This window comes from Rhodococcus sp. T7 (assembly GCF_009872365.1).
GTDB lineage: Bacteria > Actinomycetota > Actinomycetes > Mycobacteriales > Mycobacteriaceae > Rhodococcus_F.
In genome coordinates this window covers 35,318-57,213 of the sequence record NZ_WXYH01000325.1, presented here as the reverse complement: position 1 = coordinate 57,213, position 21,896 = coordinate 35,318, and the positions used below count along the sequence as shown (strand labels likewise).

Genomic DNA, 21,896 nt, shown 5'->3' with positions numbered 1-21,896 from the left:
CGCCCACACTCCTTTTACTGTGACACCACGTCTCAGTTAAATGGACTGACGGCGAAGGCTCCGTATCCACCCAGGGAAGCGACCATGACAGCGACCACCCCCGAGCACGCCGCAGCGCGCGAGAGCAGCGGAGACGAGCGGCACCTGCGCGTCGTCGTGGTCGGCGCCGGCCTGTCCGGAATCGCCGCCGCGGTCAAACTCGAACGCGCGGGCATCACGGATTTCGTCGTCCTGGAGAAGTCCGATCGCGTTGGCGGCGTGTGGCGCGAGAACACGTACCCCGGGTGCGGTGTCGACATTCCCGCACCGGTGTACTCGTTCTCGTTCAAACCCAACCCGGGATGGCGCAGCAACTTCGCACTCCAGCCGGAACTTCTGTCCTACATCGAGAACACCGTCGCCGAGTTCGACGTGCAGTCCAGGATCTCGATGCAGACCGAACTCCACGAGGCAGTGTGGTCCGACGAGCGCCGACGCTGGATTCTCGACACCAGTCGCGGCACGATCGTCGCCCAGCACGTGATCTTCGCGGCGGGACCCATCACCGAACCCAGCACTCCCGCGGTACCCGGCATCGACGGTTTCGGCGGCGACATCTTCCACTCGGCCCGCTGGAACCACGACGTCGACCTCACCGGAAAGAAGGTCGCGGTCGTCGGCACGGGCGCGTCCGCGGTGCAGTTCATCCCCGAGATCCAGCCGGACGTCGAGGCGCTGTACGTGTTCCAGCGCACCCCGGCCTGGGTGGTGCCCCGCCTGGACTTCCCGTTCCCCCGGCTCGCGCAGTCGGTGTTCTCGCGGGTCCCCGCGGTGCAGCGCGCGTTGCGACAGGTCCTCGACGTCGTCCTGCGGACCCTCTCGTGGGCGATGCGCCGCGAACGCACCGCCCGGCTCCTCAACCCCCTCGGCACCCGCTGGCTCGCCCGGCAGGTGCCGGACCCGGCGCTCCGTTCGGCGCTGACCCCGAACTTCACGCTCGGATGCAAGCGACTCCTGCTGTCCAACACGTATCTCCCGGCCCTGACGAAGAGCAACGTCGAGTTGATCCCGCACGCCCTCACCGAGGTCGACGGACGCGTCGTCGTGGGAGCCGACGGCACCCGGCGCGAGGTCGACGTCATCATCTTCGGCACCGGTTTCGACGTGAGCCATCCGCCGATCGCGAGCCGGATCCGCGGACGCGACGGGGCACTGCTGTCCGAAAAATGGTCGAAGAGCCCCGAGGCCTATCTGGCCACCACGACACCCGGCGCACCGAACGCGTACATCATGCTCGGACCGAACATCCTGGTGTACAACTCGTTCCTCGGCCTGGCCGAGACCCAGCTCGACTACGTGATCGACGGAATCACCAAGGCGGAGCGGCAGGGCATCGAAGTGCTCGAGGTCCGCGACCAGCCGTTCCGCCGGTTCAACGACGCGGTGCAGAAGGGCCTGGAGCCGACCGTGTTCAACAACGGCGGGTGCAGCAGCTACTACCTCGACGCCGACGGCAGGAACTTCGCCGCGTGGCCGTGGTCCACCGGGTCCCTGCGCCGCCGCCTCGCCCGTTTCGACCTCGAGAACTACGCCGTCCGGCCGTACCGGACACAGCCGTCCCCCTCCCCTCACCCGTCAGGAAAGTCACGATGATCGAGATCCATCACACTGCTGTCGCCGGCGCACCCGTCGCGGGCGCGTTCGACTACGTCGACGACTATCGCCACGTCCCGTCCTGGATGTTCGGGATCACGAAGTTCGACCCGATCGGCGAACAGGATCGCGGGCTCGGAGCCGTCTACGACGCCGCGATGAAGATCGGCCCCAAGACCCGTGGTTCGGTCGTGAAGGTCACCGGGTGGGAACGGAATTCGCTGATCGAGCTCGAATCGATCGACGGCCTGTACACGCACTCGCGGTGGCAGTTCGAGGCCGTCGGCGAGACCGAGACCCGCCTGACGGTCGATTTCCGCTACGACCTGCCCGGTGGGCTCGCGGGCAAGGCGCTCGGCAGGATCATCGAGCCCTTCGTCGCCCAGGCGATCCGCCACACCGACGCCACGCTGCGGCGTCAGGTGGAGGAAGTCGCGCGCCGGTCGGCCTGACTCACTGCACGCCCGCCGTTCACCCTCGTGTGACAGGTGGAACAGCCGGCGCTGTGTACATAGTTAGTTAGCCTATGTAATATGTTTTCCATGGACGACGACACGCGGCTGCAGAGCCTGCTCGTCGACCTGGTCACGAATTCTCACCGATTCACCAGGCTCGCGAGCTCCTTCGGATCCGAGGACCATCCCCGGCCATGGGTACGTGCCCTCGCCCTGCTCGATGACCACGGCGAACTCCGCATCAGCGAATTCGCCCGCATCGACCGCTGCTCGCAACCGTCCGCGACCGCCCTGCTCCAGAAGCTCGCCGATCGCGGATACGTGGCCCGCCGGCCCGATCCGGACGACGCCCGGGCAGTCCGGGTGTCCATCACCGATCCCGGACGCAACTGGCTGACCGTGGCCCGGGGCGAGATCGCGGGCGCCCTCGCCCCGCACTTCGCGGACCTCGAACCCGAGCAGCTCGAACGACTGGCGCAGGGCCTGGCGGAACTGCGTTCGATCGTCAAGTCGTCGGCCCTCGCCTGACGACCCATCCACCCCGAAACACATCGAAGGAGGTGGCCGTGAGCACCACGACCGCAACCGTCACGAACAGCAGCGAGGCACCACCGAGCCTCCTCCACCAGCCGAAGTCGGTGTGGGCCGTCGCCTTCGCCAGCGTCATCGCGTTCATGGGCATCGGCCTCGTCGACCCCATCCTCAAGCCGATCGGCGAACAGCTGGACGCGACCCCCTCCCAGGTGTCGCTGCTGTTCACCAGTTACATGCTGGTCACCGGGGTCGCGATGCTCATCACCGGTGTGGTGTCGAGCCGGATCGGCGCCAAGAAGACGCTCCTGACCGGTCTCGCTGTCATCGTCGTGTTCGCGGCGCTGGCCGGAAGCTCCGGCACCATCGCCCAGATCGTCGGCTTCCGCGCCGGCTGGGGACTGGGCAACGCCCTGTTCATCGCGACCGCACTCGCCGCCATCGTCGGCGCGGCCAGTGGCGGCGTCGCGCGGGCCATCATCCTCTACGAGGCCGCGCTGGGCATCGGCATCGCCGTCGGCCCGCTGGTCGGCGGTGTCCTCGGCAACATCAGCTGGCGCGCACCGTTCTTCGGCGTCGCAGCCCTGATGGCCGTGGCGTTCATCCTGATCGTCGTGATGCTGCCGTCCGCTCCCAAGCCGGAGCACCGCACGTCGATCGCCGCGCCGTTCCTCGCCCTGCGCCACCGCGGCCTGCTCACCGTCGCGATCACCGCGCTGCTCTACAATTACGGCTTCTTCACCCTGCTCGCGTACACGCCGTTCCCGCTGGACATGGGCACGTACTCGATCGGGTTCATCTTCTTCGGCTGGGGTCTCGCACTGGCCGTCGCGTCGGTGTTCCTCGCCCCGCGCCTGCAGCGGCGCTTCGGCACGCTGCCGATGATGATGGTGGCCCTCGCGCTGTTCGCCCTCGACCTCGCCATGATGGCCGCGTTCACCGAGAACAAGACCGTGCTCATCGTCGGCGTCGTCCTCGCCGGGCTGTTCCTCGGTGTCAACAACACCCTCATCACCGAGACCGTGATGATCTCCGCCCCCGTCGAGCGGTCGACGGCGTCCGCGGCCTACAGCTTCGTCCGCTTCGTCGGCGGGGCCGCGGCACCGTGGGTCGCGGGCAAGCTCGGTGAGAGCAACATTCACCTGCCGTTCTGGGTCGGCGCGGTGTGCACCGCCGCCGCGATCCTCGTCCTCGCGACCGGCCGCAAGGTCCTCGCCCACGTCGACGAGCACGATCCCGAACCGCACAGCGTCGACGAGGCACTGGCCGTCACGGCCGGCGACGCCGACTGACTCCCTGACGTGAGTGGCAAAGCGTGCGCGAGCACACTTTGCCACTCACCTGTCAGAGGTTCAGGTCGGGAAGTCCGAGGAGCGAACGGTACTCGAGACCCTCGGCCGCGATCACGTCGCCGGCCCCGGTCGCCCGGTCGACGACGGTCGCGACACCCACGACGATCGCCCCCACGTCGCGCAGTGCCTTCACCGCGGTGAGCGGCGAGTTACCCGTGGTGGTGGTGTCCTCGACCACGAGGACACGCTTACCGACGACGTCCGGTCCCTCGATCTGCCGCTGCATCCCGTGCGCCTTCGCGGCCTTGCGCACCACGAACGAGTCGATCGGCCTGCCCGGCGCGTGCATGACGGCCATCGCCACCGGGTCGGCGCCCATCGTCAGCCCGCCGACTGCGTCGAAATCCCAGTCCGCCACCAATTCACGCAGCAACTTCCCGATCAGCGGGCCCGCCTCGTGATGCAGCGTGGCGCGGCGAAGGTCCACGTAGTAGTCGGCTTCCTTGCCCGAAGACAACGTCACCTTGCCGTGCACAACAGCCAGCTCGCGCACCAACGCGGCCAGATCCTCGCGATCACTCATGCCCGAAACCCTACCCACCTCTACGTGCGGGCACGCCCCCGGCCGAACACGTTGGTCAGCCGCCGGACCAGACTCTTCGGGACGAGACGCCCGGCGGTCGTCAGCACCTTGTACTGGAGGCCGGGAATGCTCACGACCTTGCCGCTCTCGAGATCGGACAGCGACGCCGCGACGACCTGGTCGACGCTCAGCCACATCGCATTCGGAATCGAACTCATCTCGATGCCCGCGCGCTCGTGGAACTCGGTGCGGATGAATCCCGGGCACAGCGCCTGGATCCGCACACCCGTGCCGCCCAGCCCGTTCGCCAATCCCTCGGAGAACGAGATCACGTACGCCTTGCTCGCCGAATACGTCGACCCCCGCCCGGACAGCAGTCCCGCGACGCTCGCCACGTTGATGACGGTGCCGTTCGCCGCCGCGATCATGCCGGGCAACGCCGCGCGGGTCAGCTGCATGACGGCGGTGACGTTCACGTCCAGCTGGGACTGCAACAGCTCCGGCGTCGCGGTCCAGAATTCGCCCGACGTGCCGAATCCGGCGTTGTTGACCAGTACCTCGACGCCCTTCCCGAGGCGTTGCGCCACCTCCTCGCGCCCGGACGCCGTCGCCAGGTCGGCCTGCAGGATCTCGGACTCGGTGTCGAACAACGCCTTCATCTCGTCGGCGAGGGCGTGCAGGCGGGTGTCGTCACGCGCGACGAGCACGAGGTCGTAACCGAGGGACGCGAACTTTCTCGCGAAACCGGCACCGAGCCCCGACGTCGGGCCGGTGACGAGGGCAACGGGTCGGGCTGAGCTGGGGGGCGTCGACATACCGGTGACGGTAGCAAGGCGCTACGCGCCTGTGCGCGGTTAACGAGTCCAGGGACTCGTTACGCACTCACGAGCGCGGAGCGCCCGGCGGCGGTGCGGGACGGTCCTGCGGTGCGGGACGCGGCGGTGTGGCCGGGCGCGGTTCCGGGGTCGGACGTCCCTGGGATGTCGGACGCGCTTGCGGTGCGGGACGTCCCTGCTGGGTGGGACGTCCCTGCGGCGCGGGGCGCGCTTGCGGCGCCGGACGCCCCTGTGGTGCGGGGCGTTTCTCCGGTGCGGGGCGCGATTCGGCGGGGGCGCCGTCACGCAGTCGCGGCCTGCTCGGATCGTGATGGCCACGGTCGAGTCCGCTCGGCTCGGTGACCGGGGGCAGGACGTGCAGGATGCCGGACAGCCGGGCGACGGCCTCGATGGCCGAATCCCACTCCCGCCCGCTGCTGCCGATGGGCAGCGAACCGAGGGTCCACTCGCCCTCGCTCCACAGCATGTTCACGTGCGGCGGCACCGACTCGGTGAACGCGACCATCCGCTGATCGCAGACCCTGCGGGCGATCTCGAGGTCGGTGGCGAACACGACGCGCGGTCCGATGGCGCCGAGGAGGTCGAGGTCCGAGTCCTTCGGCGGCGGGGTCGACTTGAGGCGGAGGTCGATGTCGACGTCCGAACCGACCCGGCGGCGGACCGCGACGATGGTCGCCGTCTCCTCGAGGTCGAACAGGATGAACGACTCACCGCGGCGTTCGCCCTTCACCACGTCGATGGCGCTGAGGTACTCCTGCTTGGCCAGCGCGGCCCGGTGGAACTGGGCGGGTAGCCGCTCTTCGACGTTGTCGTACGTGTAGCCCTGGGCCTTGGCCCAGATCTGCCGCACACGACCCGTCTGATCACGACGCGAGCGATCGAAATAGAGCAACGCGCACGCGCCTGCGAGTGCGATCAACGCCAGTACGAACCACATTCCGGTCATCGATGATCAGCCTAGCGAGTCGAGGGCGTAACGAGGGTAGGCGGTGCCGGGACACCCCGTGTCGGTTTTGCCCGAACCGGCCCGACGGCCGTGCCCGCCGGCACGGATGGCTCAGTTGCCACCGAGCTTGGGCAGCTCGGTGCTGATGATCGTCTCGGCCATCATCGTGCCGTTCTCGACCTTCGTCCCCTGCACCATGACGGTGAATCCGGGTTTCAGATCGGCGACCGTGGTGCCGTCGAGTGCGATCACGTTGGTCTGCGCGTTGGTCTGGACCGTCAGCTTCGAACCACCGAGGGCGTCGAGGGTGAGCGTGGAACCGTCGTTGGTGCTGATCGTTCCGAACGCGGCACCCGCGGCCCCGATGGCCTCCCCGATTCCGCCGGGGAGTTGATCGAGCGGGGACTCGCTGGTGCTCGACGGCGGCGGCGTGGTCGTCTTCGGCGGCGCGGTGGTGGCCGGCGGGCGGGACGTGGTGGGGCCCGCCGCGGTGGTGCTCGACGAGTTGTTCGGCGCCGTCGTGAACAGGGCGACGCCGAAGCCGATGACCGCGATCAGCAGCAGCGCGGCGGCCGCGGCCGCGATCCACGTGCCGATCCGGCGAGGCTTCTTCTCCTCGGTGGCCTCCGCGACCGGCGGCTGGTGCTGCGATCCCGGGTACTGGCCCGGCGGGTACTGCGATCCCGGGTACTGGGCGTTCGGATACTGCCCCGTCGGATACCCGCCCTGGTACTGCTGTGCCTCGTAGGGCGGATACGCCTGCGTGGCGTTCGGCGGCGGAGCCTGCTGGTCGAACCGCGGGTCGTAGGTCGGGTACGCCTGCGTCGGATTGGGCTGGTTCCGCCCGTACGCCGCGGTCGGGTCGGACGTGTAGAACTGCTCCGTCGGCCCACCGGCGGACCCCAGGTACTGGGTGCGGTGGTCCTGATCCGACGCGCCGAGGTGCTCGGTCGGCTGGTCCTGCCGCGACCACGCCTGTGTCGGGTCCTCGTCACGAGCCCGCGACGCGGAATCATCGGTCGTCCACGACTCCGTGCCGTCGGTCGTCCACGACTCAGTGCCGTCGTACGCGCGCTCCTGCGGGGTGCGCGGATCGTCGGGGTTCGTCATGATCGGCCCCTTCCTCGGGGTTCGTGTGGCCGGTGTCCTGCGCTTATGGACGGTCCAGGGTAACGGCGAAACTTAAGACGCCCCTGTGAAAACACAGGTGAGTGGCACGGCGTGCGGGAGCACTCCGTGCCACTCACGTGGGGGATCAGCCGAGGACGAGCGCGTCCCCGGTCTCGGACACCTTCACGGGGACGGTGTCGCCGTCCTTGACGTCGCCGGCCAGCAGCAGCTTCGCGAGCTGGTCGCCGATCGCCTGCTGGATCAGCCTGCGGAGCGGCCTGGCCCCGTACATGGGGTCGTAGCCGCGGACGGCCAGCCAGAAGCGGGCCGAGTCGGACACGTCCAGCGTCAGCCGGCGCGCCGCGAGCCGGCGGGACAGCTGGTCGAGCTGGATGTCGACGATCGACTCGAGCTGCTCCTCGGTGAGCGGTTCGAAGATCACGACGTCGTCGAGCCGGTTGATGAACTCCGGCTTGAACGCGTGCCGCACCGCATCCATCACCTGCTCCCGCGATCCGCCCGCACCGAGGTTGGACGTGAGGATCAGGATGGTGTTGCGGAAGTCGACCGTCCGCCCCTGACCGTCCGTCAGCCGGCCTTCGTCGAGGACGGCGAGCAGGATGTCGAAGACATCCGGGTGCGCCTTCTCCACCTCGTCGAACAGCACCACCGTGTACGGGCGCCGTCGCACGGCCTCGGTGAGCTGCCCGCCCGCCTCGTACCCGACGTATCCGGGCGGCGCGCCGACGAGCCGGGCCACCGAATGCTTCTCGCTGTACTCGGACATGTCGATGCGGACCATGGCGCGCTCGTCGTCGAACAGGAAGTCCGCGAGAGACTTCGCGAGCTCCGTCTTACCGACGCCGGTCGGTCCGAGGAACAGGAACGATCCGGTGGGCCGGTTGGGGTCGGCGACGCCGGCGCGGGCGCGGCGGACGGCGTCCGACACGGCGACGACGGCCTCTTCCTGTCCGACGACCCGCTTACCCAGTTCGGATTCCATCCGCAGCAGCTTGGCGGTCTCGCCCTCCATCATGCGGCCGGCGGGGATGCCGGTCCATGCCGCGACCACGTCGGCGACGTCGTCGGGCCCCACTTCCTCCTTGAGCATGACGTCGCCGTCGGCGGCGGCACCGGACTCGCGGGCGGCCTGCTCGAGTTCCTTCTCGAGCTGCGGGATCCGCCCGTAGCGCAGTTCCGCGGCCCGGCCGAGGTCGCCGTCGCGTTCGGCGCGTTCCTCCTCACCGCGCAGCGTCTCGAGCTGCACCTTGACTCCGCGCACGGAGTCGATGGCCTGCTTCTCGTTCTGCCAGCGGGTGGTCAGCTGATTGAGCTTCTCACGTTCGTCGGCCAGTTCCTGACGCAGCTTCTCGAGCCGGTCCTTCGACGCCGCGTCGGATTCCTTCTGCAGCGCCATCTCCTCGATCTCGAGGCGGCGGACGATGCGTTCGACGGTGTCGATCTCCTCGGGTCGCGAGTCGATCTCCATCCGCAGCCGGGACGCGGCCTCGTCCACGAGGTCGATCGCCTTGTCCGGCAGGAACCGGGACGTGATGTAGCGGTCGCTGAGCGTGGCGGCAGCGACGAGCGCGGAGTCGGTGATGCGCACACCGTGGTGCACCTCGTACCGCTCCTTGAGCCCGCGCAGGATGCCGACGGTGTCCTCGACGGACGGTTCGCCGACGAGCACCTGCTGGAAGCGGCGTTCGAGAGCGGCGTCCTTCTCGATGTACTTGCGGTACTCCTCGAGGGTGGTCGCGCCGACCAGCCGCAGCTCACCGCGGGCGAGCATCGGCTTGATCATGTTGCCGGCGTCCATCGCCGACTCACCGGTGGCACCCGCACCGACGATGGTGTGGAGTTCGTCGATGAACGTGATGACCTGACCGGCCGAGTTCTTGATGTCGTCGAGGACGGCCTTGAGCCGCTCCTCGAATTCGCCGCGATACTTGGCTCCGGCGACCATCGAGCCGAGGTCGAGGGAGATCACCGACTTGCCGCGCAGCGATTCGGGGACGTCGCCCTGCACGATGCGCTGGGCCAGCCCCTCGACGATGGCGGTCTTGCCGACGCCGGGCTCACCGATCAGCACCGGGTTGTTCTTGGTGCGGCGGCTGAGGACCTGCACGACGCGGCGGATCTCGTTGTCGCGTCCGATCACCGGGTCCAGCTTGCCGTTGCGGGCGAGGGCCGTGAGGTCGGTGGAGTACTTCTCGAGCGCCTGGTACGTCCCCTCGGGATCCGGGCTGGTGACGCGCGCGCTGCCGCGGACAGTGGTGAACGCGTCGCGCAGCGCGTCGGGGGTGGCGCCGTGCCTGCCGAGCAGCCCGGCCACGTCCGACTCACCCGATGCGAGTCCGACCATCAGGTGTTCCGTCGACACGTACTCGTCGTCGAGTTCGGTGGCGAGGTGCTGTGCTGTGGTGAGTGCGGCGAGGGCCTCGCGACCGAGCTGCGGTGTGGTGGTGGCGCCCGTCGTCTTGGGGAGCCGGTCGACGAGATTCTGCGCTTCGCGGTGGACCGCGGTGGGGTCGACCCCGACGGCCTTGAGCAGCGGGGCGGCGATGCCGTCGGTCTGGTCGAGCAGGGCCACGAGCAGATGCGCGGGCCTGATGTCGGGATTACCGGCCGACGACGCCGACTGGAGCGCAGCGGTCATCGCGGCCTGGGTCTTGGTGGTCGGATTGAACGAGTCCACTGGTCACCTCTTCTGGCGTTGTAGAGCGGTTCGCCGCCGGGCCGGGTGGCACGTGGCGACGCTGTCATCTTCTTAACGCACGAAGAGTTGAGTCTGTTCCGCTCAACTTTGAATTTTTTTGGCTACCCCCATCATCTCGCCCCCGAGACTCCGCGGGGCGGGAAATCACGCCCCGATCGCGGCACCCATCATCGGCCAGGACGTGGTGAGGTCGTCACGCCAGTACCCCCACGAGTGCGTGCCCACCGGCCGGAGATCAACGGTGGCGGGAATGTCGAGGGCCCGGAGTTTCTCCGCGAGCCGCATCGTGCAGTCGTTGGTCACGGCCTCGATGACACCGCCGACCACCACCTGCGTCGCGAGGGCGCGGCGGTCGCCGCCGACGGTCTTGGCGTCCAGGGTGTCGTACGGTCCCGGCAGTCCGCTTCCGTTGGAGATGTACAGGGTGGTCCCCCGAAGTTTCTCGGCGTTGACGTACGGATCGTTCGCGGCCCACAGCGGATCGTTGGCCGCACCCCACATGTTCTCCGGGTTGCCGCCGAAGTCCGCGACCGTGATCTCGACGAATCGGCGGGCCACCGGGTCGCTCGTCATCGCGCACCCGCTGTACGCGCCGACGCTCTGATACAGCCCGGGCTTGGCGATCGCGAGGTTGAGCACGCTGGTGGCCGACATGGACAGCCCGGCGATCGCGTTCTTGCCGGTCGTGTCGAGCGCCGAGTCGACGATGGGCGGCAGTTCCTTCGTCAGGAACGTCTGCCACTTGTTCCGCCCCAGTTCGGGATCGTCGCGCTGCCAGTCGGCGTAGTAACTGGACTGGCCACCGAACGGGATGACCACGTTGACGTCCTTGTCGGAGAAGAACTTCTCGACGTCCGCCTTCTGCTCCCAGCCGAACTGTTCGGAGTTCCCCTCGACGCCGCCGAGCATGTACACGGTGGGACGTTTCCCGGACGCGGCCCGGATGACCCGGACGGTGACGTCCTTGTCCATGGCGGTCGAGTGGACGGTGAAGTTCATCGGCGATTCGCCGACGGGGGTGACCTCGACCAGCCGCGAACCGTCGGGCGCCTCGTCGGCCGTGATCGACTCGACCGTCGCCCGGGGTTCCGCGGAGGCGATCGTTCCCACGCTCGCCGCCATCAGGGCGCCGACCGCCAGCACGACGGTGCCCACGCGTCGAACCGAGTCGGCGCTGCGTATCCCCTCGCGGAACCGACCCCGATCCCGCGCAACACCAACTCGCATGGAGCCCCCTCGGTAACCCGGTCCGATTCTCGGTGCACATCGTGCCCTGCCGGTGGTCACGGCTCAATAGCGACCCGGCGAAATGCCGGGGTCGGAGGCCGAACCGGCCGGCGCCGTAACCCGGGGTCCCGTGCGGAGGACGGCTAGAATGCGGGTGTTCGAATCAGCAGGCACGGAGGCAGGGGACGGCTTGACACGAGATTGCCTCGACCCACTCGTGATTTCGCGTCTGCGCGCCAGCTTTTCGTCGATCGTGTCCACCGAACACGGCCACAATCGGCTCACCACCACGTTCTACGCCACCCTGTTCGCCGAACACCCCGAGTTCCGCGCGCTCTTCCCGGCGGCGCTGGATCAGCAGAGTCATCGCCTGTTCCAGGCGCTGCAGTACGTCATCGACAACCTCGAGGACGCCGACCGGGTCCTCGGTTTCCTGAGCCAGCTCGGCCGCGACCACCGCAAGTACGGTGTCGAGGGCAGGCACTACTTCGCGTCGGGCCATGCGCTGCTGGTCGCCGTGCAGAGCTCCTTCACCCAGGCCATCTGGACGCCGTCGCTGACCGCGGCCTGGACGGACCTGCTCGACCTTCTCCTGCACACGATGGCCGACGCCGCGGACAACGACGACCTGCCCGCCGCCTGGGGCGCCACCGTCGTCGATCACGAACGCCGCCTCGACGATCTCGCGATCGTCCGGCTCGAGACCGACTCCCCCATCCCCTACGGCGCGGGCCAGTACCTCAGCGTCCAGATCCCGCAGCGGCCCCGGATGTGGCGGTACCTGTCGGCGGCCATCCCCGCCAACCCGTACGGACAGCTCGAGTTCCACGTGCGCCGGGTGTCGGGCGGGTGGGTGAGTCCGGCGATTGTGAACGAGACGCAGGTCGGCGACCGCTGGCTGCTCAGCTCGCCGCTCGGCGGGCTGGAGGTGGACCGCGAGAGCGGTCGGGACGTCCTGATGATCGGTTCGGGGACGGGCATCGCACCGCTGCGCGCCCAGGTGATGGAAATGGCGATGCGGTCGAACAACCCGCGCGTCCACATGTTCGTGGGCGGCAAGTACCCGTGCGACCTGTACGACATCGAGACCCTGTGGCACCTGTCGCTGAGCAATCCGTGGCTGACCGTGGTTCCCGTCTCCGAGGAGGACGAGGACCCGTGGTGGCACACGATTCCCGCCCCCGAGGCGCCGCCGGGGTTGCATCAGCGACTCCAGGGCCAGCTGGGCCGGGTGGTCGCGCGGTTCGGGTCGTGGGCGGACCGGCAGATCCAGATCTCCGGTTCACCGGCGATGATCAAGACCACCGCGTACGCACTGCAGGGCGGCGGCACCCCGCCCGAGCTGATCCGCCACGACCCCCTGATCTAGTCGCGCAGCCAGTCCCTGCCCATCCGCCATCCGGTTCGACCGTCGGGAGAGCATCACGCCATGCAAGCCACGCAGACCACCTGGACCAGCACCGTCGTCGAGCATCACCGACTGCGGCACGACCTCGCCGTCGTCCGCCTCGTCGGGGACTACGTCCCGTTCGAGCCAGGGCAGTACGTGGACGTGAGCGTGCCCCAGAATCCGCGGCTGCTGCGCAGGCTCTCCCCCGCCCTTCCGCCGTCGCTGGACGGCAAACTCGAATTTCACGTCCGCACGGTGCCGGGCGGCTGGGTCAGCGGCGACATCGTCACGGGGACCTCACCGGGTGACCAGTGGCAGATCCTCGAACCGCGCGGCACTATGTCCGTCGACGAGGACGGACCGGACGTCATCATGATCGCCGGCGGCACCGGCCTCGCCCCGTTCCGGTCGATCCTGCTGGACCTGTCCCGCAGGCCGAATCCGCCGCGGGTGTTCCTGTTCACGGGCGATCGCACGCCGCGCGATCTCTACGCGTCCGACATGCTGTACCTGCTGCTGCAGAATCTGCCGTGGCTCACCGTCATTCCGGTGGTGGAGAACGTCGCGAATCCGGACTGGACCGACGAGTGGTACGAGCGCACCAGAGTGGACGTGGGGTTCACCGAGGACGACCTCATCGAGGGCTCGCTGCCCGACGTCGTCACGTCCTACGGCGCGTTCACCGAGCACCAGGTGCTGGTGTGCGGTTCGGCGGCGATGGTCCGCGCCACCCTCGACCGCCTCCGTGACACCGGGACCCCCACCGAGAACATTCAGTTCGACCCGTACTGAGCGGGCCGATCAGTAGGACGGATCGTGCCGGATGTTCTCCGGCGGCGTCCCTGCGGCGTGCAGCCGGAACTTGGTGGTGTTGATCATGGCCTCGGAGCCGACGAGCTGGATGTCGCGCTCGGCCCACGTCCCGAAGTCGGCGACGACCTGTCCGACCTTGCCGGTCAGCCTGCGGTGCATACCGGGTATCCCGGCACTGCTGGGGCCCGTGTACCACCAGGGATCCTCGTCCTCCTCGGTGACCGGGACGACGGTCAGCCACGGATTCTGTTCCGCGAGCGCCCACAGGGTGCCCAGGTCGTAGAGGTCGCAGGGGTACCGGCCGGCGAAGAAGAGGTGGACGCGCCGGTCCTGGCCGCGCTGCGACATCTGAAGGATCTGTGCGCGCAGCGGGGCGATGCCGGTCCCCGATCCGATCATGAGAATGTCGCGACCGTTTTCGTAGCGGATCCCGAGGTCGCCGAGCGGGGATCCGACCACCCACCGCTCGCCCACGAGTGTCTGGGTGACGATGGCGGGGCTCACCCAGCCGCCCGACACCCGGCGGACGTGGAACTCGATGATGCCCTGGTCGTTGGCGGGGTTCGCCGGCGACAGGTACCGCCACATCCGGGGCCGGGACGGCACCTGCACGCTCACGAACTGGCCTGCGGTATACGTCATCGGCTCGTCGAGTTGCAGTCGGATGATCGAGACGTCCTTGCGGACCTGCAGGTGCTCGATCACGGTCGCGCCCCACGCCGGCGGGCCGCTCTCGGCGTTGGCCGCGTCCATCATGGTGGCGGCGACGACCGCGAGGACGTCACGCCACGCCTGCTCGAGTTCGTCGGTCCACGGCTCGGTCGAGGGGAACTGCTCGACTGCGGCGATCAGGGAGTTGCCGACGGCGACGTAGTGCGAGTCCTCGATCCCGTACTTGCGGTGGTCCCGGCCGAGTTGGGCGAGGTAGGCGAGGATCTGCCCGGACTCCTCCTCGAGCCGCTCGATCACGTACTGGACGGCGGCGATCAGCCGGTCACGTTGCTCGTCCATGGCCGCGGGAAAGAAGTCGCGAGCTTCGGGATACCGGGCGAACAGCAGGGCATAGAAGGACCGCGACAGAGTCTGAGGCCCGTCCGGCACTGCCGCGATAGCCTTGAAACTCGACCGGACCAGCGATATTGCCTGTGAATCCACCGCGCATCCTCGTCACCGACTGAACGCGGCCCCGCCGCGAAGTACTTGGGCAGACTATAGGCGTGAGCGCCACGCCGCAGACCAGGTCCCTTGTTTCTCGCCCCAGCCGTGCTATCAGACCGCTCGGTCTGCACTTTCCCAGTACCGGGAGCGCAGCGCCTTCTTGTCCAGTTTGCCCAGCGGGGTCAGGGGCAGGGTGTCGACGAAATCGATCGACTTGGGGGCGTGCACCGACCCCTTCGCGGCCCGCACCCGTTCGACGAGTTCGGCGGCCTCGACCGTCTGTCCCGCCCGCAGCACCACGCACGCCTTGACGGCCTCGCCCCACTTCTCGTCCGGGACGCCGACCACCGCGACCGAGCCGACGGCGGGGTGCGCCGAGATGACGTCCTCGATCTCGCGGGGGAACACGTTGAATCCACCGGTGACGATCATGTCCTTCTTGCGGTCGACGATCGTCATGAAACCGTCCTTGTCCCTGCGCGCGACGTCACCGGTGTGCAGCCACCCACCACGGAACGCCTCGGCGGTCTCGGCGGGCTTGTTCCAGTAACCCTTCATGACGAGGGGGCCGCGGACGCAGATCTCCCCCAGTTCACCGTGCGGGACCTCGTTCAGGTCGTCGTCGAGCAGTGCCACCTTCAGCCAGGGCACGGGGCGTCCGCACGTCGCGAGGCGGCTGGGATCGTCCGGCAGATGCTCCTCCTTCCGGAGCACCGCGATCGTCATTCCGCATTCGGTCTGCCCGTAGAACTGGAAGAAGATCTGACCGAACTTCTCGATGCCCTCCTTCAGCCGGGCCGGCGACATCGCCGACGCGCCGTAGAACAGCGTCTGCAGGCTGGACACGTCCCGCTTCGGCAGGTCGGGATGGTCCATCAGCAGGTAGATCATGGTGGGGACGAGCATCGTCGCGGAGATCTTGTGCTTCTCGATCGCCTCGAGGACGGCGCCGGGTTCGAACGCGGGCAGCACGATCAGCGCGCCGCCGCGCAGCAGGGTGGGGATGAAGAAGGCGGCGCCGGCGTGCGACAGCGGCGTGCAGATGAGGAAACGCGGTTCGTCGGGCCACTGCCATTCGGCCATCTGGATCTGGTTGAGTGTCGCGCCGGACTGGTAGGAGCCGACGACGCCCTTCGGCTTGCCGGTGGTGCCGCCGGTGTAGACCATGCTGCTGTTGTCGTCGGCGGCCACGTCTGCCGCCCGCAGGCGTTGGGGGGTGAACGTCTCGGCGAGGGCCAGGATGTCGGTGCCCACCTCGGACGGCCCCAACGACAACACGTTCTCGATCGACGGCGACTGCGCCACCAGTTCGGCGGCGCGCCCCTCGAACGCGGTGGGATCGAAGATCAGGGTCCGGATCTCGGCGTCGCCGACGATGTAGAGGTGGTCGTCGAGCGAGCCCATCGGATTCAGCGCGCTGGCGCGGCATCCGGAGATCATGGTGGCGCCCATGCTGATGAGCACTTCGGGCCGGTTCTTGGACAGCATGGCGGTGCTCGCCCCCTTGCCGATCCCGAGCGAAGCCAGTGCCTGCGCAAAGCAACTGATCTGATCGCGCATCTCACCGCCGGTGAGAACGACGTCGCCGAGGTAGAGCGCCGGCTTGTCGGAATTGCGGTCCAGTGCAGTGATGAGGAGGTCTGCAGCGAAGGCGGGTCGATGCAGATCTGCGAACTCGTCGGTCATCTGTGATCCTTCTACTCCCGCGAGGCCGGGGTGCGTCGTGCGGCGGCCTGGATTTTCTGTGTCCTGGGTCACCGACACCCTAACCGGAAACCGGAAAAACTGAAACCTGTTCCACTCCCGTTACGGGTGGCGATCCCCGCTCCCGGCCGGGTCACGTCCGATAACGTGAGGTCCATGACTCTGCAGGATCGAGTTGCCGAACGGATCTCGACGGCGGCCCGGAGCGCGCACGTCTTCCTCGCGACGGCGGAATCCCTCACCGGCGGGCAGATCTCGTGCCTTCTCGGCGCCGCGCCCGCGTCCTCCGACTGGTACCGGGGCAGCGTGGTCGCCTATTCCAGCGAGGTCAAACACCGGGTGCTGAAGGTGCCGGACGGCCCCGTCGTCAGCGAGGCCAGTGCCCGCGCGATGGCGGGGGCGGTCGCGGAACTGCTCGGAGCCGACATCGCCGTCGCGGTGACCGGGGCGGGCGGCCCCGACCCCCAGGACGGGCAACCCCCGGGCACCGTCTGGTTCGGGCTCTTCGCCCACGGTCGCGTCGACACCGAGATGCGCCGCTTCGACGGCGAACCGCAGGACGTCGTGACCGCCACGACCGAACACGCACTGGCCCTGCTCGAGCAGGCACTGGCCTCGGTGCCCGGCCACGTACCTCCGCCCGTCGCGTAAATCTCCGGGAGTCGGGTAATCGTCCGCGAGGGCACCGCCACACCCGAGGAGGATTTCCGTGCCGAAGACCACCGAGAGCGGCAAGCCGAAGAAGAGTGAACTCCCCGAGACCTTGAAGAAGTCGCCCGAGAAGGCGCAGCGCACGTTCGCCAAGGTGTACGACTCCGCGATCGACCAGTACGGGGACGAGGAACGAGCGCATCGCGTCGCGTTCGACGCCCTCAAGCACAGCTACGAGAAGGTCGGCGACCACTGGGAGGCAAAGGCCGAAAAGGGCCCCTCCGACGAACGCGCCGAGAGCGGCGGCCCGAACCCGTCCGGCGAGACCGCGGAGGGCGTCGACGCCAACGCGAGCAAGGAGCACCTGATGCATATCGCGCAGAGACTCGACATTCACGGCCGGTCGACCATGACCAAGGACGAACTCGTCGAGGCCATCGAAAAGGCGAATCGGAGGGCACGATGAGAGCCGTTACCTGGCAGGGCAGGCGGAAGGTCAGCGTCGACACCGTGCCCGACCCGGTGATCGAACAGCCGACGGACGCAGTCATCGAGGTCACCACCACCAACATCTGTGGTTCCGATCTGCACCTGTACGAGGTGCTGGGCGCGTTCATGAACGAGGGCGACATCCTCGGCCACGAGCCGATGGGCATCGTCCGCGAGGTGGGGTCCGAGGTGACCGACGTGAAGGTCGGTGACCGGGTGGTCATCCCGTTCCAGATTTCCTGCGGCAGTTGCCACATGTGCGACCGGAAACTGTTCACCCAGTGCGAAGTCACGCAGACCCGGGACGAGGGCATGGGCGCGGCGCTGTTCGGGTACTCGAAGCTGTACGGGAGCGTGCCCGGCGGGCAGGCCCAGTATCTCCGCGTGCCGCATGTGAAGAACACCCATATCAAGGTCCCGGAGGGCCCACCGGACTCACGGTTCGTGTACCTGTCCGACGTGCTGCCGACGGCATGGCAGGCCGTCGAATACGCGAACGTGCCCGACGGTGGCTCCGTCGTCGTTCTCGGGCTGGGGCCGATCGGCGACATGGCCGCACGCATCGCCGCGCACAAGGGTTTTCGTGTCATCGGCGTGGATCTCGTGCCCGAGCGTCTCGCCCGCGCGAAGGCGCGGCAGATCGAGACGGTCGACCTGAACGACGCCGGGGACGAACTCGGCGGCATCATCCGGGACATGACCCACGGCCGCGGTCCCGATTCCGTCATCGACGCCGTCGGCATGGAGGCGCACGGCTCCCCCACCGCGAAACTCCTGCAGCAGGTCACGTCGTTCCTTCCCGACGCCATCGCTGCCCGGCTGATGTCGACGGCGGGAATCGACCGCCTGCACGCCCTGTACTCGGCCATCGACATCGTGCGGCGCGGCGGCACCATCTCGCTCAGCGGGGTGTACGGCGGGATGGCCGACCCGATCCCGATGCTCACGCTGTTCGACAAGCAGATTCAGCTGCACATGGGTCAGGCCAACGTCAAGCGGTGGGCCCCGGACATCCTGCCGCTGCTCACCGACGCCGACCCCCTGGGAGTGGACACGTTCGCCACTCACGAACTGCCCCTGGACCAGGCACCGCACGCGTACGAGATCTTCCAGAAGAAGCAGGACGGCGCGGTGAAGGTCCTCCTGAAGCCGTAACCCCTTCCCGTCGAAAGGAATTACCCATGACATCGGCAGACACACTGCGCGGCCGGAAGGTCGCGATCCTCGCCACCGACGGCGTCGAAGAAGTCGAACTCGTCGAACCCCGCACCGCCGTCGAGAAGGCCGGCGCGCAGGTGCAGCTGATCTCGCTGTCCCCCGGCAAGATCCAGGCGATGAACTCGGATGTGAACGAGGCAGGCACCTATGCCGTCGACGCCGTCGTCGGCGACGTGTCCGCCGGCGACTTCGACGCACTGATCCTGCCGGGCGGCACCACCAACCCCGACCACCTGCGGATGGACGAGGCGGCCGTCGGATTCGTCCGCGACTTCGTCACTTCGGGCAAACCGGTGGGCGTGATCTGCCACGGACCGTGGACGCTCGTCGAGGCCGATGTCGTCCGCGGCCGCACTCTCACGTCGTATCCGAGCGTGCGCACCGACATCCGCAACGCCGGCGGGACCGTCGTCGACGAGGAAGTGGTGGTCGACAACGGATTGGTATCCAGCCGCAATCCGGACGATCTCCCCGCGTTCTGCGCGAAGATCGTCGAGGAATTCGCCGAGGGCCGCCACCCGCAGTGAACCCGACGGGTCTGGTCAGCCGGAATCCGGGACCGTCACCACCACCCGGGTGCCCGATCCGGGCGAGGACGTGACGTCGAAGGTGCCGCCGAGGCTCTCGACCCGCACGATGTGCGACGCCAGTCCGATGTGACCCTGCGCCACCCGTTCCGGGACGACGGCGGGATCGAATCCGGTGCCGTCGTCGGCGACCGTCAGCGTGGTCAGCCCATCGGCGCGGGTGAGTGCGAGTTCGACCGTCGTGGCGCCCGCGTGCTTGGTGACGTTGGTGAGCAGTTCCCGCGCCACCCGGTAGAGCAGCTCCTGGCAGTCGGGGTGACCGACGTCGTCGAGTCTCACCGACATCTCGATCTCCCCGCGCCGGGAGAACAGGTCCGCGAGTTCGCGCAGCGCCGCGGTGAGTCCCAGCTGCGCGAGTACCTGCGGATGCAGGGTGGTGACGGTGGAGCGCAGTTGCGCCGCGGTCTCGCGGAGAGCGGTTTCGGCGGCGTCGAGCTGCGCGTCCGGGTGCCGCTCCAGCGCCTCCTCCACATCCAGCCGGGCTGCGAGGACATTCTGCAGGGGCCCGTCGTGGAGGTGCTCGGCGAGTTGCCGTCGCTCGCGTTCCTCGGCGCCCATCGATTCCGCGATCAGCTGCCTGCGCACGTCCATCAGCGAGATGACCGTCGCGGAACGCCGCACCAGCACGTACGACAACGCCGTTGTCGCGGCCGCGAGCCACAACAGGAAACCGAAGTAGAGGTACACCTCGTCGGGGAAACCCACGAGGTCGTCGCGTTTCGAGTAGACGATCCACACCACCTGATACCCGACGGCGGTGCAGACCCCGACGATCGCCGTCAGCCGCGGCCGGTACTGGAACGCCACCGAGATCGGCAGCAGGAAGAACACCGGCAGCAGCACCGACGTCGCGCCGCCCGACGCGATGCACAATGCCACCACCGCGGAGATGTCCGCGGCGGTGGATACCCAGCCCGCCCACGGACCGACGTCCCGGACGAGGACGAAGATCAGCCAGCCCGCCGAGAGCAGCGCATATCCGATCAGCAGCCCGGCGAACACGTCGGGCTGCCAGTGCGTCACGCTGATCACCGGGCCGAGCAGCGCCATCAGCCCGATCAGCGGTAACCGGAGAATGGCGGTCACCCGGACCGCCTCGGTGGTGTAGCGGCGGACTACGCGACTCTGCGACGTCTCGCGCACGTCACTCCAGCAGACCGCGTCGCATCGCCTCGGCCACGGCGGCCGCGCGGTCGCTCACCCCGAGCTTCTCGTAGAGACGCTGGACGTGGGTCTTGACCGTCGACGGCGCCAGGTACAACTCCCCGGCGATCGTGGGGATGCTCTGGCCGCGTGCGATGAGCGCCAGCACTTCCTTCTCCCGGCCGCTCAGCACCGGCCCGACCGGTTCGCTGCGGCGCCGCACCTCGCCGGCCAGCCCGACGGCGAGGGAGGCGGGCAGGACGTCGCGTCCCTGAGCGCAGTCGAGGACGGCCTTCACGATCTCCGCCCGCGTCGACTCCTTCGGCAGGAACCCCGCCGCCCCCTCCTGCAATGCGTGGTAGACGATCGCGGACTCGTCGTGCGCCGACAGCAGCAGCACCCGGGTGGCGAGTTCGGCACGACGCACGGCCGCCGCCACCTGCGAACCGTCCAGTTCCGGCATCCGGTAGTCGAGGAGCGCGACGTCGGGGGCGAGTTCGCGGATCAGGGCGAGCGCCGCCGCACCGTCGTCCGCCTCGCCGACCACCTCGATGTCGCCGCTCGCGAGGAGGGCACGGACGACACCGTCCCGGAAGATCGGGTGGTCGTCGCCCACCACGACCCGCACGGCGGTCACGGCGCGGTCCGATCCGTGTCGGCTCCGGCGAATTCCATTGCTCACTTTCTCACGAGACCGGGCCCGCGCGGAGCACTTCGCGGCGCCGGTGTCCCCCGATCGGGGGACACCGGATTCATCCCGCCCTCGGTCCTGTCGGTGGACAGACTGCGGCGCGGATTCGCGACATAGTTGGTGCACACCGGAAAACGGGGTGATCGGAAAACGAAAACCCCACGGCCCCAGACGTTCCCCCGAAGAGTCACAACTCAGGAGAAGCCATCATGCGCACCAACGCCCGCCGCCGAATCGCCCTCTTCATCGCACTGCCCGCCACCGCCCTGGCCGTCACCGGATTCGCCGTCGCGGCCGCCGGAGTCGCCACCGCGGGCACGATGCCGACGTCGGGACCGACGATCGCGATGACGATCAGCAACGACACCGACCTGCCGATGGTCCTCGCAGGATCGTCGAACCCGTACGGGCAGTGGATTCAGGCGCCGTCGGACTACCTCGCCCCGCACAGCAGCCAGATCGTGAAGGCGTATTCCAACGACCCGAACGGCGTCGAGGTGGACACCACCTACTCACTGCCCGGTGGTGCCCAGGCCGTGTTCCGCGCCGACAACTACAACAACACGACCGACGTGGACGGGACCCGCATCGACGGCAACTTCGGCCACGGCTACGGCATCAGCAGCTGGATCGACTCGGGCTACCCGAACATGAACGCCGGCTACCACCTGTACGGCCAGCCCTGATCGACGACCACAACCATCCACCGAACACTCCCCGA

General features: G+C 68.2%; 21 protein-coding genes. 11 read left to right on the top strand and 10 right to left on the bottom strand.

Annotated features, from left to right (window positions below; translation table 11 throughout):
• The first annotated feature begins 84 nt into the window (after window positions 1–84).
• From MLGJGCBP_RS27070 to MLGJGCBP_RS27055, 4 genes are all read left to right on the top strand, one after another.
• On the top strand, window positions 85–1,632 hold the full coding sequence (locus tag MLGJGCBP_RS27070; protein ID WP_160099326.1) for a flavin-containing monooxygenase: 1,548 nt from the start codon (window positions 85–87) through the stop codon (window positions 1,630–1,632).
• Entirely contained in the window at window positions 1,629–2,084 is a 456-nt protein-coding gene (locus MLGJGCBP_RS27065; protein WP_160099324.1) for an SRPBCC family protein, read from the top strand. Before MLGJGCBP_RS27070 ends, MLGJGCBP_RS27065 begins: the two co-directional genes overlap by 4 nt.
• Window positions 2,085–2,174: 90 nt before the next feature.
• Window positions 2,175–2,615, top strand: a complete 441-nt coding sequence (locus tag MLGJGCBP_RS27060) for a MarR family winged helix-turn-helix transcriptional regulator (RefSeq protein ID WP_160099322.1) — start codon at window positions 2,175–2,177, stop codon at window positions 2,613–2,615.
• Between the two features lie 32 nt (window positions 2,616–2,647).
• A complete protein-coding gene (locus MLGJGCBP_RS27055) occupies window positions 2,648–3,910 on the top strand; it encodes an MFS transporter (protein ID WP_095861285.1) in 1,263 nt (420 codons plus the stop codon).
• A gap of 52 nt (window positions 3,911–3,962) precedes the next feature.
• On the opposite strand, the gene pyrE is transcribed toward MLGJGCBP_RS27055, so the two are convergent.
• From pyrE to MLGJGCBP_RS27025, 6 genes are all read right to left on the bottom strand, one after another.
• On the bottom strand, window positions 3,963–4,493 hold the full coding sequence (pyrE, locus tag MLGJGCBP_RS27050; RefSeq protein ID WP_015889338.1) for an orotate phosphoribosyltransferase: 531 nt from the start codon (window positions 4,491–4,493) through the stop codon (window positions 3,963–3,965).
• A 20-nt stretch (window positions 4,494–4,513) separates the two neighbouring features.
• Window positions 4,514–5,308 (bottom strand): SDR family NAD(P)-dependent oxidoreductase, encoded by a 795-nt coding sequence (locus MLGJGCBP_RS27045; protein WP_160099320.1) that lies wholly within the window; start codon window positions 5,306–5,308, stop codon window positions 4,514–4,516.
• Window positions 5,309–5,375: 67 nt separating this feature from the next.
• Entirely contained in the window at window positions 5,376–6,275 is a 900-nt protein-coding gene (locus MLGJGCBP_RS27040) for a hypothetical protein (protein WP_201453215.1), read from the bottom strand.
• Window positions 6,276–6,386: 111 nt separating this feature from the next.
• Entirely contained in the window at window positions 6,387–7,385 is a 999-nt protein-coding gene (locus MLGJGCBP_RS27035; RefSeq protein WP_160099318.1) for a hypothetical protein, read from the bottom strand.
• Between the two features lie 145 nt (window positions 7,386–7,530).
• Window positions 7,531–10,083 carry an ATP-dependent chaperone ClpB gene (gene clpB / locus MLGJGCBP_RS27030; protein WP_160099316.1) on the bottom strand — a complete coding sequence of 851 codons (2,553 nt, stop codon included), beginning with the start codon at window positions 10,081–10,083 and terminating at the stop codon, window positions 7,531–7,533.
• A 165-nt stretch (window positions 10,084–10,248) separates the two neighbouring features.
• Window positions 10,249–11,226, bottom strand: a complete 978-nt coding sequence (locus MLGJGCBP_RS27025) for an alpha/beta hydrolase (protein ID WP_236581398.1) — start codon at window positions 11,224–11,226, stop codon at window positions 10,249–10,251.
• Window positions 11,227–11,479: 253 nt separating this feature from the next.
• Between MLGJGCBP_RS27025 and MLGJGCBP_RS27020 the strand changes: the two genes are divergently transcribed.
• Window positions 11,480–12,700 (top strand): globin domain-containing protein, encoded by a 1,221-nt coding sequence (locus MLGJGCBP_RS27020; RefSeq protein WP_160099314.1) that lies wholly within the window; start codon window positions 11,480–11,482, stop codon window positions 12,698–12,700.
• A gap of 60 nt (window positions 12,701–12,760) precedes the next feature.
• A complete protein-coding gene (locus MLGJGCBP_RS27015; protein WP_087561387.1) occupies window positions 12,761–13,513 on the top strand; it encodes an FAD-binding oxidoreductase in 753 nt (250 codons plus the stop codon).
• 9 nt (window positions 13,514–13,522) lie between these two features.
• Here the strand turns inward: MLGJGCBP_RS27015 and MLGJGCBP_RS27010 are convergent, their stop codons facing one another.
• Window positions 13,523–14,689, bottom strand: a complete 1,167-nt coding sequence (locus MLGJGCBP_RS27010) for an FAD-binding oxidoreductase (protein WP_160099312.1) — start codon at window positions 14,687–14,689, stop codon at window positions 13,523–13,525.
• A gap of 114 nt (window positions 14,690–14,803) precedes the next feature.
• Window positions 14,804–16,378, bottom strand: coding sequence for an AMP-binding protein (locus MLGJGCBP_RS27005; RefSeq protein ID WP_160099310.1), 1,575 nt, complete (start codon window positions 16,376–16,378; stop codon window positions 14,804–14,806).
• A 174-nt stretch (window positions 16,379–16,552) separates the two neighbouring features.
• Here MLGJGCBP_RS27005 and MLGJGCBP_RS27000 point away from each other — a divergent pair, with 174 nt between their 5' ends.
• Genes MLGJGCBP_RS27000 through MLGJGCBP_RS26985 form a run of 4 tightly spaced genes read left to right on the top strand, consistent with a single transcriptional unit; the run spans window position 16,553 to window position 19,281 of the window.
• A complete protein-coding gene (locus tag MLGJGCBP_RS27000; RefSeq protein ID WP_160099308.1) occupies window positions 16,553–17,047 on the top strand; it encodes a CinA family protein in 495 nt (164 codons plus the stop codon).
• Window positions 17,048–17,105: 58 nt separating this feature from the next.
• Entirely contained in the window at window positions 17,106–17,513 is a 408-nt protein-coding gene (locus MLGJGCBP_RS26995; RefSeq protein WP_087561383.1) for a ChaB family protein, read from the top strand.
• Window positions 17,510–18,691, top strand: coding sequence for a zinc-dependent alcohol dehydrogenase (locus tag MLGJGCBP_RS26990; RefSeq protein ID WP_160099306.1), 1,182 nt, complete (start codon window positions 17,510–17,512; stop codon window positions 18,689–18,691). Before MLGJGCBP_RS26995 ends, MLGJGCBP_RS26990 begins: the two co-directional genes overlap by 4 nt.
• A 26-nt stretch (window positions 18,692–18,717) precedes the next feature.
• Complete coding sequence (locus tag MLGJGCBP_RS26985) at window positions 18,718–19,281, top strand: type 1 glutamine amidotransferase domain-containing protein (RefSeq protein ID WP_160099304.1); 564 nt, start codon at window positions 18,718–18,720, stop codon at window positions 19,279–19,281.
• Between the two features lie 15 nt (window positions 19,282–19,296).
• Here the strand turns inward: MLGJGCBP_RS26985 and MLGJGCBP_RS26980 are convergent, their stop codons facing one another.
• The gene (locus tag MLGJGCBP_RS26980) at window positions 19,297–20,484 is read right to left on the bottom strand and encodes a sensor histidine kinase (protein WP_160099302.1); all 1,188 of its coding nucleotides are present in this window, start codon (window positions 20,482–20,484) and stop codon (window positions 19,297–19,299) included.
• 1 nt (window position 20,485) lies between these two features.
• Window positions 20,486–21,121, bottom strand: coding sequence for a response regulator (locus MLGJGCBP_RS26975; protein ID WP_072937397.1), 636 nt, complete (start codon window positions 21,119–21,121; stop codon window positions 20,486–20,488).
• Between the two features lie 263 nt (window positions 21,122–21,384).
• Here MLGJGCBP_RS26975 and MLGJGCBP_RS26970 point away from each other — a divergent pair, with 263 nt between their 5' ends.
• Window positions 21,385–21,861, top strand: coding sequence for a hypothetical protein (locus MLGJGCBP_RS26970; RefSeq protein ID WP_087561378.1), 477 nt, complete (start codon window positions 21,385–21,387; stop codon window positions 21,859–21,861).
• Window positions 21,862–21,896 lie beyond the last annotated feature (35 nt).